The sequence below is a fragment of the Sphingomonas kyeonggiensis genome (assembly GCF_014196745.1).
Lineage (GTDB): Bacteria > Pseudomonadota > Alphaproteobacteria > Sphingomonadales > Sphingomonadaceae > Sphingomonas > Sphingomonas kyeonggiensis.
This window is the reverse complement of record NZ_JACIEH010000001.1, coordinates 131,512-148,166: the sequence shown is the minus strand read 5'-3', so window position 1 is coordinate 148,166 and position 16,655 is coordinate 131,512. Positions and strand designations below refer to the sequence as shown.

The 16,655-nt window shown below is 68.2% G+C and carries 12 protein-coding genes; 2 read left to right on the top strand and 10 right to left on the bottom strand.

All coding sequences use genetic code 11. The annotated features are described in order from the left end of the window. Genes GGR46_RS00755 through GGR46_RS00735 form a run of 5 tightly spaced genes read right to left on the bottom strand, consistent with a single transcriptional unit; the run spans position 1 to position 5,606 of the window. A complete protein-coding gene (locus GGR46_RS00755) occupies positions 1-1,512 on the bottom strand; it encodes a glycoside hydrolase family 27 protein (protein ID WP_183993645.1) in 1,512 nt (503 codons plus the stop codon). A 25-nt stretch (positions 1,513-1,537) separates the two neighbouring features. Then, positions 1,538-2,950, bottom strand: coding sequence for an amino acid permease (locus GGR46_RS00750; RefSeq protein ID WP_183993643.1), 1,413 nt, complete (start codon positions 2,948-2,950; stop codon positions 1,538-1,540). Between the two features lie 31 nt (positions 2,951-2,981). Further along, positions 2,982-3,680 (bottom strand): GntR family transcriptional regulator, encoded by a 699-nt coding sequence (locus GGR46_RS00745; protein ID WP_183993641.1) that lies wholly within the window; start codon positions 3,678-3,680, stop codon positions 2,982-2,984. Between the two features lie 5 nt (positions 3,681-3,685). Continuing rightward, a complete protein-coding gene (locus GGR46_RS00740; RefSeq protein WP_183993639.1) occupies positions 3,686-4,684 on the bottom strand; it encodes a 4-hydroxyproline epimerase in 999 nt (332 codons plus the stop codon). A gap of 7 nt (positions 4,685-4,691) precedes the next feature. Beyond that, positions 4,692-5,606 carry a dihydrodipicolinate synthase family protein gene (locus GGR46_RS00735; protein ID WP_183996617.1) on the bottom strand — a complete coding sequence of 305 codons (915 nt, stop codon included), beginning with the start codon at positions 5,604-5,606 and terminating at the stop codon, positions 4,692-4,694. 68 nt (positions 5,607-5,674) lie between these two features. On the opposite strand from GGR46_RS00735, the gene GGR46_RS00730 reads away from it, so the two are divergent. Further along, positions 5,675-6,904, top strand: a complete 1,230-nt coding sequence (locus GGR46_RS00730) for an NAD(P)/FAD-dependent oxidoreductase (RefSeq protein ID WP_343057913.1) — start codon at positions 5,675-5,677, stop codon at positions 6,902-6,904. Next, positions 6,901-8,079: a M24 family metallopeptidase gene (locus GGR46_RS00725; protein WP_183993635.1), complete on the top strand. Its 1,179-nt coding sequence runs from the start codon at positions 6,901-6,903 to the stop codon at positions 8,077-8,079. The genes GGR46_RS00730 and GGR46_RS00725 overlap by 4 nt, the downstream gene beginning before the upstream one ends. 48 nt (positions 8,080-8,127) lie before the next feature. Here GGR46_RS00725 and GGR46_RS00720 read toward each other — a convergent pair whose 3' ends face one another. The 5 genes from GGR46_RS00720 to GGR46_RS00700 all read right to left on the bottom strand — a co-directional run bounded on the left by GGR46_RS00720 (position 8,128) and on the right by GGR46_RS00700 (position 16,535). Then, positions 8,128-9,684, bottom strand: a complete 1,557-nt coding sequence (locus GGR46_RS00720) for a family 43 glycosylhydrolase (protein WP_183993633.1) — start codon at positions 9,682-9,684, stop codon at positions 8,128-8,130. A 4-nt stretch (positions 9,685-9,688) separates the two neighbouring features. After that, positions 9,689-11,407, bottom strand: coding sequence for a DUF885 domain-containing protein (locus GGR46_RS00715; protein WP_246425941.1), 1,719 nt, complete (start codon positions 11,405-11,407; stop codon positions 9,689-9,691). Between the two features lie 50 nt (positions 11,408-11,457). Next, a complete protein-coding gene (locus GGR46_RS00710) occupies positions 11,458-12,453 on the bottom strand; it encodes an Ldh family oxidoreductase (RefSeq protein WP_183996613.1) in 996 nt (331 codons plus the stop codon). A 23-nt stretch (positions 12,454-12,476) separates the two neighbouring features. After that, positions 12,477-14,825, bottom strand: coding sequence for a glycoside hydrolase family 127 protein (locus tag GGR46_RS00705; protein WP_183993631.1), 2,349 nt, complete (start codon positions 14,823-14,825; stop codon positions 12,477-12,479). A gap of 129 nt (positions 14,826-14,954) precedes the next feature. Continuing rightward, positions 14,955-16,535 (bottom strand): aldehyde dehydrogenase (NADP(+)), encoded by a 1,581-nt coding sequence (locus GGR46_RS00700; protein WP_425506500.1) that lies wholly within the window; start codon positions 16,533-16,535, stop codon positions 14,955-14,957. Positions 16,536-16,655 lie beyond the last annotated feature (120 nt).

Genomic DNA, 16,655 nt, shown 5'->3' with positions numbered 1-16,655 from the left:
CTACTTCCCCTCGACCCGCAGCATCACCACGCCGTGCGACGGCACGTCGAAGCCGAGTGCGTCGGCGGTGTGGGTGCCGCCCGTCCAGAGATTGCGCACGGCGCTGATCGCAGAGAACCCTGCATCGGCAGCCGTCGCGCTCATCCGCGCGGCGGCGTCACCGCGGTTGAACAGCGCCAGCGCGACCGAACCATCGGCGAGCGGCTTGGCCCAGATCTCGAGCGTGCCGTCCTTGCGGACCGCCTTGCCCTGGATGCCGCGCGCGTCCTGGTCGACCGCGATCACCTCGCGATTCTCCAGTAGCTTGAGCATCGCAGGCGGGGTCTGGCGCAGGTCGTGGCCCATCAGCAGCGGCGCGGCCGACATCGCCCACAACGTCATGTGCGTGCGATATTCGTCCTCGGACATGCCGCCATTGCCGATCTCCAGCATGTCCGGATCGTTGAAGCCGTTGGAGCCGGCATATTCGGCCTTGCCGTTCTTGTCGAAACCGATCTGGGCCATCGTCTTGTAGTCGTCGGTGATGTCGCCGGTGGTGCGCCACAGATGCCCGCCGACCAGCCGCCCCCAGCTGCCGACGTCGAACCGGCCATATTCGCACAGCGAGAAGATGATCGGGCGGCCGGTGGCCTCCAGCGCGGCGCCCATCTCGGCATAACTGCGCTTCACCGTGTCGGCGCTGTCGTAGAAATATTCGCCGGAGCACAGGTCGTACTTCAGATAATCGAAGCCCCAGTCGGCATAGCTCTGCGCATCCTGGCGGACATGGCCGTAGCTGCCTTCGTAGCCGGCGCAGGTGCGCGGCCCCTGCGAGCTGTAGATGCCGATCTTCAGCCCCTTGGCGTGCACATAGTCGGTGAGCGCCTTCATGTCGGGGAACTTGGCGTTCGGGCGGATGCGGCCGTCCGCATCCCGGGTGCCCTGCCAGCCATCGTCGATGTTGATGTAGCGATAGCCGGCGTCGCGCAGCCCGGTCGAGACCATCGCATCGGCCATGGCGCGGATCGTCGCGTCGTCGATCTTCTCGCCGAACTTGTTCCAGCTGCTCCAGCCCATCGGCGGAGTCGGCGCGAGCGGGAGCTGCGCCACTTCCTTCCAGGCCGGCAGCGCCTGGGCGCGGAAGGCGCGCGCCTCCGCCTCGCGGACCGTGCCGCGGCGGCCGCCTTCCGCGATGTCCGAGAACCACATCTTCCCGCCCAGTTGCACGCCCTTGGCCGTGCGGCGCAACGTCCAGGTCTGCACGGGATGCTCGCGATCGTTGAGGTTCTTCACTTCGAAGGTCAGCACGCCCTTGTCGAGCCGCGCATTCTGCATCGTCACCGGGCCGTACCACAAAGTGGTCACGGCGCCGGTGATCCGCGTGCCCTCGCTGGCCACCTGGACCATGGTCACGCCGGGCCGGGGATCGGCATGGTCGAAGATCCAGACCCCGTCATAGGGCGTCTTGGCCAGCGCCATGCCGGTGGGGGTCAGCGATGTCGCGAGGGCGAGCGCCCACAGCTTGCGGCTCATGATGCAGTTCCTTGTCGAGGGGCGCTCAGGCGGCCGCGTTGCGGCGCACGATGCTGGTACGCCGGCCAAAGGCGAAATAGACGATCAGCCCGATCGCGTTCCACAGCACGCAATAGGTCAGCGTCGAGCTCGGCAGGCTGAACAGCAGGTAGATGCAGCCCAGGATCGCCAGCGTGCCGACCACATAGGGCGCCGGGCAGCGGAACAGCCGCGGCATTTCCGGCGCGGTGCGCCGCAGCACCATCATCGATGCGCCGACCGCGATGAACGCGATCAGCGTGCCGGCATTGGCGAGCTCGGCGATCTTGTCGAGCGGGAACAGCCCGGCGACCACCGCGATGCCGACACCAGTCAGCAGGGTGATGAGCGTCGGCGCGCCGGTGCGCGGCGAGACCGCCGCCAGGCGGCGCGGCAGCAGCCCGTCGCGCGCCATCACGAAGAAGATGCGGCTCTGTCCGTACATCATCACCAGGATGACCGAGGGCAGCGCGATCACAGCGGCCAGGGCGATCAGGTGGCCGGCGAGCGGCTGGCCCAGGCTGCGCAGCACCAGCGCGAGCGGCTCGGGCGAGTTGGCGAGCTGCTGGAACGGCAGCGCGCCGACTGCGGCGATCGCCACCGCCATGTAGATCACGGTGCACACCAGCATCGAACCGACGATGCCGATGGTCAGGTCGCGGCCGGGGCGCTTGGCTTCCTCGGCCGAAGTCGCGACGGCATCGAAGCCGTAGAAGGCGAAGAACACGATCGCGGCAGCGGCCATCACCCCACGCTTCTCGCCGCCGAGCTCCGTGGAGCCGAAGCCATAAGGCATGAACGGATGGAGATTGTCGGCGTTGAACGCCGGCAGCGCGAAAGTGACGAAGACGCCTAGCGCGACGAGCTTGATGATCACCAGGATGATGTTGAGCGTGGCGCTCTCGCGCGTGCCGGCGATCAGCATGCCCATGACGGTCAGCGCCACCGCGACGGCGGGCAGGTTGACGATGCCGCCGCCATGTGGACCGACGAGCAGAGCCGCTGGCAGGTGTATTCCCGCCGACTGTATCCAGCCGACCAGATAGCCCGACCAGCCGACCGCGACGGTGGAGCAGGCGAGCGAATATTCGAGGACGAGGCTCCAGCCGACGATCCAGGCGATGGTCTCGCCCAGCGCGGCATAGCTGAAGGTATAGGCGCTACCGGCAGCCGGGATCATCGTCGCCAGCTCGGCATAGGCAAGCGCGGCGCAGGCGCAGACCGCACCCGCGATGGCAAAGGCGAGGATTACGGCCGGGCCGGCCCGTTCCGCGCCCACGCCGGTCAGCGTGTAGATGCCGGTGCCGACGATCGCGCCGACCCCCAGCGCGATCAGGTGCGGCCAGCTCAGCGTCTTGGCCAGTGCGTGGCCCTCCGCATGCTGCGTGACGGATGCTAGCGACTTGCGTGGGCCAAACATGGCGATTCCCCCTCGTTCTATCGTTATCGTGTCATGCCCCCGAGCCGAACTGCAGCCGCAGATCGTCGAGCGTGCGTTGAAGATGCTCGGTCAACATCGACACGAGCTTGTCGGTATCGCGGGCGATCCAGGCATCGAGCAGCTCGCGATGCTCCGCATGGGCGCGCGTCTCGCGGCCGGCGGGCTGGAGATGCGCGATGACGTAGCGCTCGGCCAGGATGGACAGGCGCTCGATCAGCTGGGTGGTCAGCAGCCGCCCGCCCGGGCGCACCAGCGCGGTGTGGAAGTCGCGGTTGCAGACCGCCACTTCGGCGAGATTGGTCGCGGCGGCGCCGTCGAGCCGCTGGAATGCCTCGACGACCATTTCGTGGTCCGCCTCGGTCGCGCGCTCGGCGGCAAAGGCGGCGGCGCGGGGCTCGATGCTGATCCGCAGCGCATAGATTTCCTCCACGCGGTCGGCGGACATCGGCTGGACGAAATAGCCGCGATTGGCGTGGCTGGTCAGCAGGCCTTCGTGCTCGAGACGCGCCAGCGCCTCACGCAGCGGGATCTTGCTGACCCCCAGTTCGGTGGCGAGTGCGTCCTGACGGATCGGCGCATTGTCGACCATGCGGCCGGTGACGATCTGCTCGCGCACGATCTCGAACACCCGTTCCGCCAGCGTGCGCACGACGATGCCGCTCGTTCCCCGCCCCTGGCGCGCGCCTGCTTCGCCGGGAAACGAACTCATCCGCGTCACTTTACCTGGAAACCTTCCCAGAACGGGTCCGCGCGATCGATCCAGATCGTGTTGAAGCCGGTGGCGATGGCCGAACCCTCGATCGAAGGAACGATCGCCTTCTGCTCGCCGAGCGCCGTCTCCGCCTCGACCCGGCCGATGAAGCGGCTGCCGATATAGCTTTCGTGGACGAAGCGGTCGCCGACCTTGAGCACGCCCTTGTCGAACAGATGGGCCAGGCGCGCCGAGGTGCCGGTGCCGCACGGACTGCGGTCGATCGCCTTGTCGCCATAGAACACCGCGTTGCGGCCATCGGCGCCCTCACCCTTCGGCTTGTCGGCCCAGAGGATGTGGCTGACGCCGCGAATGGTCGAATCGAGCGGGTGGACCGGCTCGAACTTCGCCCGCACCGCTTCGCGGACACGGCCGCTCAGATCGATGATCCGCGACGCACCGAGATCGTCCAGGCCGGTGTAGCGACCCTGCGGCTCAATGATCGCATAGTAATTTCCGCCATAGGAGACGTCGATCGACAGCGGGCCGATGCCCTCGACATCGACTTCGATCCCCTTGGCCGCGACATAGGCCGGAACATTGACGATCCGGACTGCGGTAACCTTGTCGCCTTCCTGCGTGTACGCGATGTCGATCACGCCGGCGGGCACTTCGACCTTGAGCTTGCCGGGGACGGCAGGCTGGATCAGGCCATGTTCGAGCCCGAAGGTGATGATGCCGATCGTGCCGTGCCCGCACATCGGCAGGCAGCCCGAGGTCTCGATGAACAGGATGCCGATGTCGCAATCCGCCTGTGTCGGCGGATACAGGAACCCGCCGGACATCATGTCGTGCCCGCGGGGCTCGAAGCACAGTCCGGTGCGGATCCAGTCGAAACGGGCCAGGAAATCCTGGCGCCGTTCCGACATTGATCCTCCCTTTAGCAGCGGGGCGCCGCCGGCGACCAGGCGGACCGGGTTACCAGCGGTGTGCCCGTCGATGCAGAAGAAGGTGTGGCGCATCCTGGGCTCAGGCCGCCTTTGCGACGCCGAGCGTCGGGCGGGTGGCGGCGGCCTTCTCGACCATCGCGATCACTTCCGCACGGCGTGCGCCTTCGAGCGGGTAGCGCGGCGGCAGCACGCGCTCGGAACCGCGGCCCATCACCTGCTCGGCGAGCTTGATCGACTGGACCAGGTCATGCTCCGCATCGAGGTGGAGGAGCGGCATGAACCAGCGATAGATTTCGAGCGCCTTGGCATAGTCGCCACGCTCGAACGCCGCGACCAGCTCGACCGACTCCTTCGGGAAGGCGTTGGTGAGGCCCGAGACCCAGCCCTGCGCGCCGAGGAACAGCCCCTCCAGCGCCACGTCGTCCAGGCCGGCGAACAGCACGTAGCGATCGCCGAACGCATTGCGGAAATCGGTGAAGCGGCGCGTGTCCGGAGCCGATTCCTTGACCGCGACGATGTTCTCGACGCCGCGGAGCGCCTCGAGCACTTCCTGGTCGATCACGGTGCGATAGGCCGGCGGGTTGTTGTAGAGCATGATCGGCAGCGCCGTCTTCTCGGCCACGCCCTTGAAGTGCGCGACCAGCTCGGCGGCCTTGGGCACATAGACCATCGGCGGCAGCAGCATCAGGCCGTCGGCCCCGGCCTTCTCGGCAGCCTGCGCATAGCGCGCCGCGCGGCGCGTGTCGTATTCCGAAACGCCGGTGATCACCGGCACGCGGCCATCCACGACCTCGACGATCGCCGAGAGCACGCTGACCTTCTCTTCATATTCGAGCGAATTATTCTCGCCCACCGTACCGAGTGCGATTACTCCGGTAACGCCGTCGCGGACCAGATCGTCCACAACCCGCTGCGTGTCGGCGAGATCAATCGAGAGATCCTCGCGCAGCTGCGTCGTCACCGCAGGAAAAACACCCTTCCATCCGATCGTCATCACTTACCCCAATCCTTGAAGTCGGATAACGTATACGATACTGGTTTGTGCGTTGCAAGAGGTTGAGCGTGAAGAGCATTACTATCATCGGGGGCGGAATCGTCGGGCTCTCCTGTGCTTCGGCACTGTTGCGGGCCGGGCATCGGGTGGTGGTGCTCGAGGCATCACATGCCCGCAATGCGGCATCCTGGGGCAATGCCGGCCACATCGCGACCGAGCAGGTGGCGCCGCTCGCGTCGATCGCGTCGCTGAAATCCGCCTGGCGCCGGCGCTTTGCCGCGGGCGGCGCGCTCGACCTGCCGCTCACCGCGATCGGCGAATGGCTGCCCTTCGCTATACGCTTCATGTCAGCCGCCCGACCCAGCCGGTTCGAAGCAGGTAGTGCTGCGCTGCGTGCCCTGCTCGGCGAAGCGATACCCGCCTGGCAGCGCGCGCCCTGGGCCAGCCCGGACCTGGTGAAGGCCGATGGGCATCTCGTCGCCTGGGAGACGGACGCGTCCGCCGCAGCGGGCAAGCGATCCTGGACCGGCAGCGACACCGGCACCGCGCGGCTCCACGATGCCGGATCACAGGACCTGGCCGCGCTGCGTGCGCTGAGCCGCGCGCCCATAGCGGGTGCAGTGCAGTTCGAGGGCACGGGGCAGGTCACCGATCTCGACCGGCTCGCGCAGGCGCTCGAGGAAGAGATATTGGCACTGGGCGGCGTGATCGTACACGAGCCCGGCGCACTCACCGTCCGCGATGGAAAGGCAGAGGTCCCGGGGCATGACGGCGACCTGGTGCTCGTCGCCGCCGGCGCGCGCAGCCGGGCGCTGGTCGAGCCCGCCGGCCACCGCGCCCCGATCATCGCCGAGCGCGGTTATCATATCCGCGCGCAGGTGCAGGATTGGCCGATCCCGGTGCCGGTGGTGTTCGAGGACCGCTCGATGATCGTCACGCCCTATGGCGATACCGTGCAGGCGGCGAGCTTCGTCGAGCTGGGCGAGATCGATGCGCCCGCCGACCCGCGCAAATGGGAGCGACTCGAGGCGCATGTCGCCGAACTCGGCCTGCCGATGCAGGGCCCGTACACGCGCTGGATGGGCGCGCGCCCCACCTTGCCGGACTATCTCCCGGCGATCGGGCGGTCGCGCCGGGCATCCAATCTGCTCTATGCCTTCGGCCACCAGCATCTGGGGCTGACCCTGGCGCCGATCACCGCCGAGCTGGTGACGGCCCTGGCCGGCGAGGCCGAACCCCATATCGACATCACGCCGTTCGACCTCGAGCGATTCGGCGGCAAAGGAGGACGCAAATGACCATCGGTGGATCGACGATCGAAGCGGAGCTCGCCTCGCTCGCGGCCTGGGCCGCGCCGGCGCCGCGCATCACCGTCGAGGAGCGGCTGGGCCGCATAGAGCGCGCCCGCGAGCGGCTCGACGCGATCGGCGCCGACGCGGTGCTGGTGAACGCCGGCCCGAGCCTGCGCTATTTCACCGGCGTCGCCTGGTCGCCGACCGAGCGGCTGGTGGCCTTGCTGCTGCCCCGGAACGGCCGCCCGCTGGTGATCTGCCCGGCGTTCGAGCGCGGCTCGCTGGAGGCCGAGCTGGTCGTGGATGCCGACCTGCTGCTCTGGCAGGAGGACGAAAATCCGATCGACCTGATCGTGGATGCCCTGCCGCGCGATTCGGTGCTCGCGATCGATCCGCTGCTCCCCTTCCTCTGGTCCGAGCAGCTTCGCGCAGCGTTCCGCCCCGTTTCCGGCGCGCCGGTGATCGACGCGCTGCGCATGATCAAGTCGCCGACCGAGCTCGCCTTGATGCAGCAGGCCAAGTCGATGACGCTGGAGGTGCACCGCCGCGCCGCGCGCATCCTGGCGCCGGGGATGCACGCCAGCACGGTCAAGGACTTCATCAACAAGGCGCACCGTGCGCTGGGCGCCGCCGGTTCGACCTTCTGCGCGGTCCAGTTCGGCACCGCGACCGCCTATCCGCACGGCCTGCCCTTCGATCAGGCGCTCGAAGAAGACCAGCTCGTGCTGATCGATACCGGCTGCACGGTCGACGGCTATCATTCGGACATCACCCGCACCTATGGCTTCGGCCGGGTCGATGACGAAGTCCGCGCGACCTGGGATCTGGAGAAGGAAGCCCAGGCCGCCGCGTTCGACGCGTGCCGGCCGGGCGAGTCGTGCGAGAGCGTGGACTATGCCGCCCGCGCGGTGCTCGAGCGGGGTGGCCTGGGCCCGGACTATCGCCTGCCCGGCCTGCCGCACCGCACCGGCCACGGCATCGGCCTGGCGATCCACGAGCCCGCCTATCTGGTGCGCGGCGACCGCACCCCGCTGGCGCCGGGCATGTGCTTCTCGAACGAGCCGATGATCGTCGTGCCCGAGCGCTACGGCATCCGCCTGGAGGATCACATGTACGTCACCGAGACCGGCTCCGCCTGGTTCACCGAGCCGCAGGTGGCGATCGACCGGCCCTTCGCCTGATCGAACAACGCGCACCGTCGGCGATCGGGCCGACGGTGCGCCTTTTCGTTACTTGCCGCAGTCCGCCGGAGCGCCGGCCGGCGCGGAGACGGGCTTCCGGGCACCCGGCGCCAGCGCTTCCCATTCCTGCACGCCGACCCCGGCATAGGTGCCGCCCGCACTGGATGCATCGAACACCGCGCGCAGGCAGCGCGTGGTCACCGGGGCGAAGCGGACGTCCTGGAACGCGCCCGGCGTCGTGCCATAGCCGCTCGCGCCCGGCACCGGCTTCCAGCCGCCGCTCCAATATTCGAGGTGCCAGGCCGCTGGCGGCGCCACGCCGACGCCCGATCCCGCCGGCTGGTCGGCAAAGAAATAGATGCGCGATCCGTTGAGCGTCACCGGCTTGTCCCAGCGATACTCGATCCAGGGCTGTTTCGGGTTGTTGCCGTTCCAAGTGCCCCACATCTCGGGCGGCAGCGGATTGGCGCGCACCTTGCCGTCGTTGATCGCGGCGATCCAATATTGCAGCGGCACCTGGTTCGACGACGACGCCCAGGCCGATCTCGCCACATTGCGCGTCGCCACGGGCGCGGGCTGCGGCGCGCGGGTCGGCACCACCGGCCGCATCGCCGCGGGCGAGACGCTGTCGTCCCATTCGACCGGGTCGATCGCGACGCTGCGCCGGAAATGCCCGCCGCCCACCGCATCGGCGGTGTGGTAGGCCATGTACCACTTGCCCTTGAACTCGACGATTCCGGCATGCGAGGTGGTCGAGGAGACCGGACGCAGCGCGACGCCGCGATAGGTCCAGGGTCCGAGCGGCGAGGTCGCCGTGCCCCAGGCCTGGCAGGCATGATAGACCGCCGGGGTGCAGGCGCTGTCGGGGCCCGCCTTGTTGCCCGCATAGAGCATGTAATAGATGCCCTTGCGCTTGAAGATCCACGGCGCCTCGAAGAAGCCGGTCAACCCCTGGATCCGCGTCTCGGGACCCTTGGGCGTGATCATGTCGCGCTCCAGCTCCATGCCGCGCATCTGCCCGAACGTGCCCCAATAGAGGTAGACCCGCCCGTCATCGTCGACCAGCACCGTGGGATCGATGTTCTGGATGTCGTTCGGAACCGGGATCTTCTGCGAGACGATCGGCCCGGCGGGGTGTGCGTCCTTCCAGGGTCCGTTCACGCTGTCCGCCACCGCGACGCCGATCGCGAACCGGTCCTTCGCGTCGCTGTCGCGCTCGAGCACCGGCGCGTAGAAATAGAAGCGCCCGTCCGGCCCCTTCACGATCTGCCCGGCATAGGCCCGCGCCGGCTCGGCCCAGGCGAACACGTTCTCGGGCCGGATGAAGCCCGGCTTATGCTGCCAGACGTGCGAAGCCGGGTCGCGCGTCGACAGCAGCTGCCATTCGGGCATGATGAAGTCGTTGACCTCCGGATCGGCCACGTCCCGTCCGGTGAGGATGTAGAGCGTGTCGCCATCGACCAGAGGCGCCGGATCGGTGGTGTAATAGCGCCCGTCCGCAAGGATCGGATTGCCCTTCGAGGTCACCGTCTCCGGCGCCTCCACGCCTTGCGCGCAGGCAGCACCGGGCAGCGCCAGCAGCGCGGCGAAAGCCATCATTCGCATCAGGTCATTCCTCGTCGGGATAGGGGCCCTTGCCGCCGTCGGCGATGAGCTTGTCGATACGCCGGTCGATCTCGGGAACCGGCACCGATCCGAGCGCGAGCACGGCGTCGTGGAAGGCACGCAGGTTGAACTTCCCGCCCAGCGCCTTCTCGGCGCGCGTCCGGGCGTTCAGGATCGCCAGTTCGCCGGTGTAATAGCTCAGCGCCTGGCCGGGCCAGGCGATGTAGCGATCCACCTCGGTCTCGATCTCGTGATCGGCCAGCGCGGTGTTGTCGTGCAGATATTGCTGCGCCTGCTCGCGGGTCCAGCCCTGGGCGTGGATGCCGGTGTCGACCACCAGCCGCGCCGCGCGCCACATCTGGTAGCTGAGCATGCCGAACAGCTCGTAGGGCGTTTCGTACATCCCCATTTCTTCGCCCAGCGCCTCCGAATAGAGCGCCCAGCCCTCGCCATAGACCGAGAGATAGGTGTCGCGGCGGAACGCCGGCAGGTCCTTGTTCTCGGCGGCGAGCGGCATCTGGAAGGCGTGGCCCGGCGCGCTTTCGTGCAGCGTCAGGGCCGGGAGCGAATAGAGCGCCCGCGCCGGCAGGTTGTAGGTGTTGATCAGGTAGACGCCCGGCCCGCCCCGGCCGCTGGTGTAGAAGGGGGCGATGTCGTCCGGCACTGGGATGATCGCGAAGCGGCTGCGCGGCAGCCGGCCGAAATATTTGGACGCCTTGCCGTCGAACTTCTTGGCGATCCACGCACCGCGATCGAGCAGGTCCTGCGGCGTCTTGGCGTAGAATTGCGGATCGGTGCGCAGGAACTTGAGGAAGGCGGGGAAATCGCCCTTGAACCCGACCTGCTGCATCACGTCGTGCATGCGGGCGCGGATCTTGGCGACCTCGGCCAGGCCGATCGCATGGACCTGCTCGGGCGTCTGGTCGAGCGTCGTATATTCGGCGACCTTCGAGCGATAATAGGCGTGCCCGTCCGGCAGGTCATAGGCGGCGAGAACGGTGCGTGCGCCCGGGATATATTCCTCGCGCAGGAAGCGCAGCAGCTTGGCATGGGCCGGCACCACGGCATCGCGGATTGCCGCTTCGCCCTCAACCCGCAGCTTCGCCTGGACGTCCGCCGGCATCCCCGCGGGGAATTTGGTGAAGGGTGTGAAGAAGGGCGAGTCGGCGGGAGTCTTCGCGTCGACGACCTTGGCGACCCCGGCGTCGCGCCCCTTCAGGGTGATCTGCGGCGGCGTGAACCCGCGCTTGAGGCCCGCACGCATGTTCTCGATCTGCTGGTCGAAATAGCGCGGCATGTCGCGCAGCGTCGCCAGGTAGCGGCGATAATCCGCCTCGCGCACGAAGTCGCCGCGTCCGGCTTCTACAAGGTCGCCCCAGAAGCTGCTGTCCGCGTTGAGCGGCTTTTCATAGTCGCGGAACTTCTGCTCGTTGAGCAGCGCCTCGATCTGGCCCTTGTAGACCGCGTAGTTGACCTGCTCGGCCGGCGAGAGGGTGGCGGGCTTGATCCGGTTCAGCGCGGCCAGCGTCGCGGTCCAGCGTGCCAGCCGTGCCGCCTGTGCGGCGGGGCCGACATCGGGCAGGCCCGGCTTGTCGTTCTTCGGGCTGTCCTCGCTCGGCCCCTGCTGGCGCTGCCGCCAGGCATATTCCTCGGTGTAGAGCTTGCGGAACTGGGCATCGGCGGCGCCCTTGGGGATGCCTGCATCCGCCGCCGTCGTCGCCATCACCGCCACACCCGCCAGCATCCAAGCCGCGCTACGCCATCCCGCCACGATCACTCTCCGATTGCCATGATGTCCGCATATAGTCCCGCGGGGATGGTGACACCCTCGCTCAGGCTGCGCGCCCGCGCGGCATAGCGCCGCTGCGAGGGCAGCCGGGCGCCCTGCCCCTCGATTGCAGCGAACATCGCTTCCGCACGCTCGAGATGCGCCTGCACCGCCTCGCCGAGAAAGCCCGCGGGGTCGATCGCCAGGATCAGCTCGCCCCCGATCGGCGATCCGCCGCGCCCCTGGTCGGCCGCGATCGATTCGGCGCTGGTCATGTCCGCGATCAGCGGCCCGGCGAGCAGCTCGACCATCGCTGCCAGGGCCGAGCCCTTGTGCCCGCCGAACGTGCGCATCGCACCGTTCAGCACCGCCTCGGCATCGGTGGTCCCGCGTCCCTCCGCGTCATAGCCCCAGTCCTCGGGAACCGCCCGGCCCTCGCGGCGGTGCAGCTCGATCTCGCCGCGCGCGACGGCGCTGGTGGCGAAGTCGAACACGAACGGATCGCGCCCCGGCCGGGGCCAGCCGAATGCGATCGGATTGGTCCCGAACACCGGCTTCGTCCCGCCCGCCGGCGCCACCCAGGCATGGCTGGGGGTGAAGGCCAGGGCGACCAGCCCCTGCTCCGCCAGCATCTCCACCTCGGGCCACAGCGCCGCGAAGTGCACGACATGGTTCAGCGCCAGCGCGGCGATGCCATTGGCGCGCGCCTTCTCGACCAGAAGCGGCATGCCGCGTTCGAAGGCGAGCTGGGCAAAGCCGCCGCCGCCGTCCACGCGCACCAGCCCGGCCTTGGGTTCGCTCACCTGCGGCACCGCATCGGGCACCACCACGCCGGCGCGGATGCTGCGATCGGCGACGAGCAGCCGATAGATGCCGTGGCTGGCGCAGCCGTCACGCTCGCCCGAGACCATCGTCTCGGCAACCGCATCGGCATGATCGCCGGCCAGCCCCGCCGCGCGCAGCTTGGCGCGGGCGAGTTCCCGCAAGCTGTCGAGCGTCATCGCGACGCCGGCCGGCGCCTCGCTCAATTCGCCGCCGCCGGCTTGGCGGTGAACAGCCGCACCCCGAAGATCGGGCCCGCGGTGCTGCGGTCCTTGGGCACGATCCGCACGCGCACCTTCTGCTTGCCGCGGGTCAGCGCCTCCGGAACCGCATATTCGACGTCGAAGAACTTGCCCGGCGCGTCATGGTCGAGCTTCTGCGTCGCCACCTTGGTGTTGTCGATCAGGATGTCGAACGTCCGCCCGCGCTCGTCACCCCAATAGCTGGCCTGCAGCATCAACGGTCCCGGCTTCACCGCCATGTCGAACTCGAGGAAACCGCCCGAGCGCACGTCGCGGCCCTGGCGGCCGCGATAGGTGACCGGCCAGGACATTTCGGAGGTCAGGCTGTGGTCGCGCTCCGGCTGCATCTCGCCCAGGTGCATGACGTCGACCGAACGCGCCGCGATGTCGCGCAGGCGGGCCTGCTCGGCATTGTAGGCGGCCTCCTCGACCTTCCACGCCGCCTCGCTGAAGCGCTTGAAATAGACGGCGCTGCGGCGGTTGTACTGGCGATAGAAAGGCACGAAGTCGAGGTTCGACGGCCGCACCACGCCCTTGGTCGCATAGCGTCCCGCGGCGGCATCCGTGGGGACGAAACCGGCGATCAGGTCGGCGCCGACCAGCGCCGGATCGGCCTGCTCCCACTTGGTCTCGCGCGATCCCAGATCGGCGGCGAGCACCATCGGGCCGCGCAGCACCGCGATCGTGCTGTCGTCGCCCGGCGCCGCTTCGATCCGCAGGTCGAGCGGCAGGGTGATCTGCACAGTGTCGCCGGGCTGCCAGCGGCGATCGACGATCGCATAGCCGCGCGCGAACACCGGGGTGACCGGCTTGCCGTTGACGGTGACTTCCGCCTTGCCGTTTGCCCAGCCCGGCACGCGCAGCGACAGCGGGAACTTGCCGGCCTTGATCTTGGCGAAGCTCAGTGTCGAAGTCGGCGTGAAGGGATAGCTGGTCTCGAGCTTCACCGATCCGCCGCGCTTCGCCAGGCGCGCCTCGGCGGGGATGTAGAGATTGACGATCAGGCCGCCGGCATCGTCTTCCCAGAAGATCGACTCGCCGTGCTTGGCATGGCTCTCCATGCCCGAGCCGACGCAGCACCAGAAGGCGTCGTCGTCGGTGCTCGAAAAGCCGCGCTCGGCGCCACTCATCAGCGGGGTCATATAGGTGAAGCCGCCGGTCGCCGGGTCCTGCGCCGACATCACGTGGTTGAGATGCGCGCGCTCATAATAGTCGAACAGCGCGCCGTCCTGGTCCCACGCATAGAGGTGCCGGGTGAGCTTGAGCATGTTGTAGGTGTTGCAATGCTCGCAGGTCACTTCGGTGATGTGCTGCGACGTGGTGTCCGGCTCGAAGAAATACTCGCGATCGGCATTGCCGCCGATGACGTAGCTGTGGTGGTGCACCACGCGATCCCAGAAGAAGGTCGCCGCGGTCCGCCGCTTCTCGTTGCCGGTGATGTCGTAGAGCCGCGCCAGGCCGATCAGCTTGGGCACCTGGGTGTTGGCGTGGAAATTGGCGAGCTTGTCCTCGCGGTTGGAAAGCGGATCGAGCACGCGGTTGTCGTAGATCAGCTCGGCCATCTTGAGCCAGCGCGGGTTGCCGGTGCGCTGGTGCATCTCGGCATAGCTCTCGTTGAGCCCGCCATATTCGCAGCCCAGCACTTCCTGCACCTGCGCCGGGGTCAGCGCCAGGAATACGCGCTCGAAATAGCCGCCCAGCCCTTCGACGACGACGAGCGCCTTCTTGTTGCCCCAGGCGCCGTGGACGTCGAGCAGGCCCGCGAACAGCTTGTGTACCGTGTAGAGCGGCGACCACGAGCCGTTGAGATCGAATCCCCCCGACTTGATCTCGCCCTTGGTCAGCTCGGCGAAGATCTCCTCGCCATCGACGACGGTGCCGTCCTTCCGCTTGCGGCCGAGCGCGCCGACATAGCCGGTGCCGCGCTTCGCCTGCGCCTCGGCGAGTTCGTCGACGATATAGTCGGCGCGACGGCGCATCTCGGCGTCGCCGGTCTGCTGCCACATCAGCACCAGCGCGGTGAGGTAGTGGCCCAGCGTATGGCCGGCGATCGTGTCGCTCTCCCACCCCCCATAGATCGCCGCCTTGGGCTCGAGGCCGGCATATTTGCGGAAATTGTGGAGGAACCGGTCCGGGCTCAGCCGGAGCAGATATTTGTGGTTGACCTCGACCGCGGTCGCGAAATCCGACGGAAGCAGGCGCACGTCGCCCAGCGGCAGCGGCTGCACCTTGGCCGGCGCGCGCACCGCGGCGGCAACCGCCCGTGCGGCCGAGCCGGCGCCGAAGCTCAGCGCCGCGGCGCCGATCATGAGTTCCCGTCGCGAGGTTGAAATCGACCGCATCACGCTCTCCAATGGATATGGTATACGATTACGCCTGGTAATCGGGGGCGTCAATCCTCGCGGCAGGCTGTCCGGGTCTGCCGCGAGGAAAGCGCCTCAGGCCTTGGTCATCGCGCCGTCGACACGACGCGCGACCTTGTAGGGATTGTCTTGCCGCAGGGCGTCCGGCAGCAGCCGGTCCGGCAGGTTCTGGTAGCACACGGGCCGCAGGAACCGGTCGATCGCCAGCGCACCGACCGAGGTGGTCCGGCTGTCGCTGGTCGCCGGGAAGGGCCCGCCATGCACCATCGCGTGGCTCACCTCGACGCCGGTCGGCCAGCCATTGGCGAGGATGCGCCCGGCCTTGCCGGCGAGCAGCGGGATCAGCGGCGCGACCAGTGCCTCGTCCGCCTCGTCGAACAGCAAGGTAGCGGTCAGCTGGCCCTCCAGCCCCGCGATCAGCCCCGCGATCTCCGCAGCATCCTTGATCCGCACGATAATCGACGAAGAACCGAACACTTCATGCGAAAGCGCTCTGTCCGCTTCGAACGCATCCGCGTCGGCGACGAACAATGCACCCTGCGCCTGGTTGACACCCTCGCCCACCAGGCCGCGCGCGACCATCTTCACCGCCGAATGCGACGCGAGTGCATCGACGCCCTTGCGGAAATTGGCGTGGATTGCCGGGCTCAGCATCTGCTGGGCGGGGCTGGCGCCCAGTGCGGTTGCCGCCGAGGCGATGAAGGCGTCGAGGTCGCTGCCTTCGAAGGCGATGACCAGCCCGGGATTGGTGCAGAACTGCCCGGCGCCCATCGTCAGCGACTGGATGAAGGCCGCGCCCAGCGTCTCGCCGCGCGAACGGGCGGCCTCGGGGAACAGGATCACCGGGTTGATGCTGGACATCTCCGCATAGACCGGAATCGGCTCCTCGCGCCCCGCCGCGATGCGCACGAGCGCGAGCCCGCCGCCGCGCGAGCCGGTGAATCCCACCGCCTTGATCCGCGGGTCCGCCACCAGTGCGCCGCCGAGTTCGTTGGTCGTGCCCGGCAGATAGGAGAAGACGCCGGGATGCAGCCCGCAGGCCTTCACCGCCTGCTGGATCGCCCGCGCGACCAGCTCGCCGGTGCCCGGATGCGCCGGATGGCCCTTGACCACGACCGGGCACCCCGCCGCGAAGGCCGAGGCCGTGTCGCCACCCGCCACCGAGAAGGCGAGCGGGAAATTCGAAGCGCCGAACACCGCGACCGGCCCCAGCGCGACATTGCGGCGGCGCAGATCGGGGCGCGGGATCGCGCGTTCCGGAAGCGCGGTGTCGATGGTCACGTCGAGCCAGGCGCCTTCGCGCACCACGCTCGCGAACAGCCTGAGCTGGCCGATCGTGCGCCCGCGCTCGCCTTCCAGCCGCGGACGCGGCAGGCCGGTCTCCGCCATCGCACGATCGGTCAGGGCGTCGCCGATCGCGGCGATGCCGTCGGCGACCGCGTCGAGGAACTGGGCGCGGGCCTCGGGCGCCAGCTCGCTGAAGCTGTCAAAGGCCTGGGCCGCGAGCGCGCATGCCGCATCAACATCAGCCGGCCCGGCCTCGGCAAAGGCGGGGGCGATCGTCTCGCCGGTCGCCGGATTCACCGCATCGAAGGTGCCGCCACTCGCCGGATGCGCATCCGCCCCGATCAAAATGGCTCCGGTAATCTCGACCACAATACTCTCCTTAGCCCGACCGTATACGATTCTTATCTTTGCAATAGGACCCCGACACCGTCAACCCGCTCGTTGGAAGCTTGGCGTGCAACCGGAAGAATACAGCACTGGCCAGAGCGG

Excerpts from the sequence above, each read along its gene's own strand:
- GGR46_RS00710 (WP_183996613.1), bottom strand. The coding sequence starts at position 12,453 with ATGACGCTCGACAGCTTGCGGGAACTCGCCCGCGCCAAGCTGCGCGCG.
- GGR46_RS00735 (WP_183996617.1), bottom strand. The coding sequence starts at position 5,606 with ATGACGATCGGATGGAAGGGTGTTTTTCCTGCGGTGACGACGCAGCTG.
- GGR46_RS00745 (WP_183993641.1), bottom strand. The coding sequence starts at position 3,680 with ATGAGTTCGTTTCCCGGCGAAGCAGGCGCGCGCCAGGGGCGGGGAACG.
- GGR46_RS00715 (WP_246425941.1), bottom strand. The coding sequence starts at position 11,407 with ATGGCGACGACGGCGGCGGATGCAGGCATCCCCAAGGGCGCCGCCGAT.
- GGR46_RS00725 (WP_183993635.1), top strand. The coding sequence starts at position 6,901 with ATGACCATCGGTGGATCGACGATCGAAGCGGAGCTCGCCTCGCTCGCG.
- GGR46_RS00705 (WP_183993631.1), bottom strand. The coding sequence starts at position 14,825 with ATGATCGGCGCCGCGGCGCTGAGCTTCGGCGCCGGCTCGGCCGCACGG.
- GGR46_RS00720 (WP_183993633.1), bottom strand. The coding sequence starts at position 9,684 with ATGCGAATGATGGCTTTCGCCGCGCTGCTGGCGCTGCCCGGTGCTGCC.
- GGR46_RS00755 (WP_183993645.1), bottom strand. The coding sequence starts at position 1,512 with ATGAGCCGCAAGCTGTGGGCGCTCGCCCTCGCGACATCGCTGACCCCC.
- GGR46_RS00740 (WP_183993639.1), bottom strand. The coding sequence starts at position 4,684 with ATGCGCCACACCTTCTTCTGCATCGACGGGCACACCGCTGGTAACCCG.
- GGR46_RS00750 (WP_183993643.1), bottom strand. The coding sequence starts at position 2,950 with ATGTTTGGCCCACGCAAGTCGCTAGCATCCGTCACGCAGCATGCGGAG.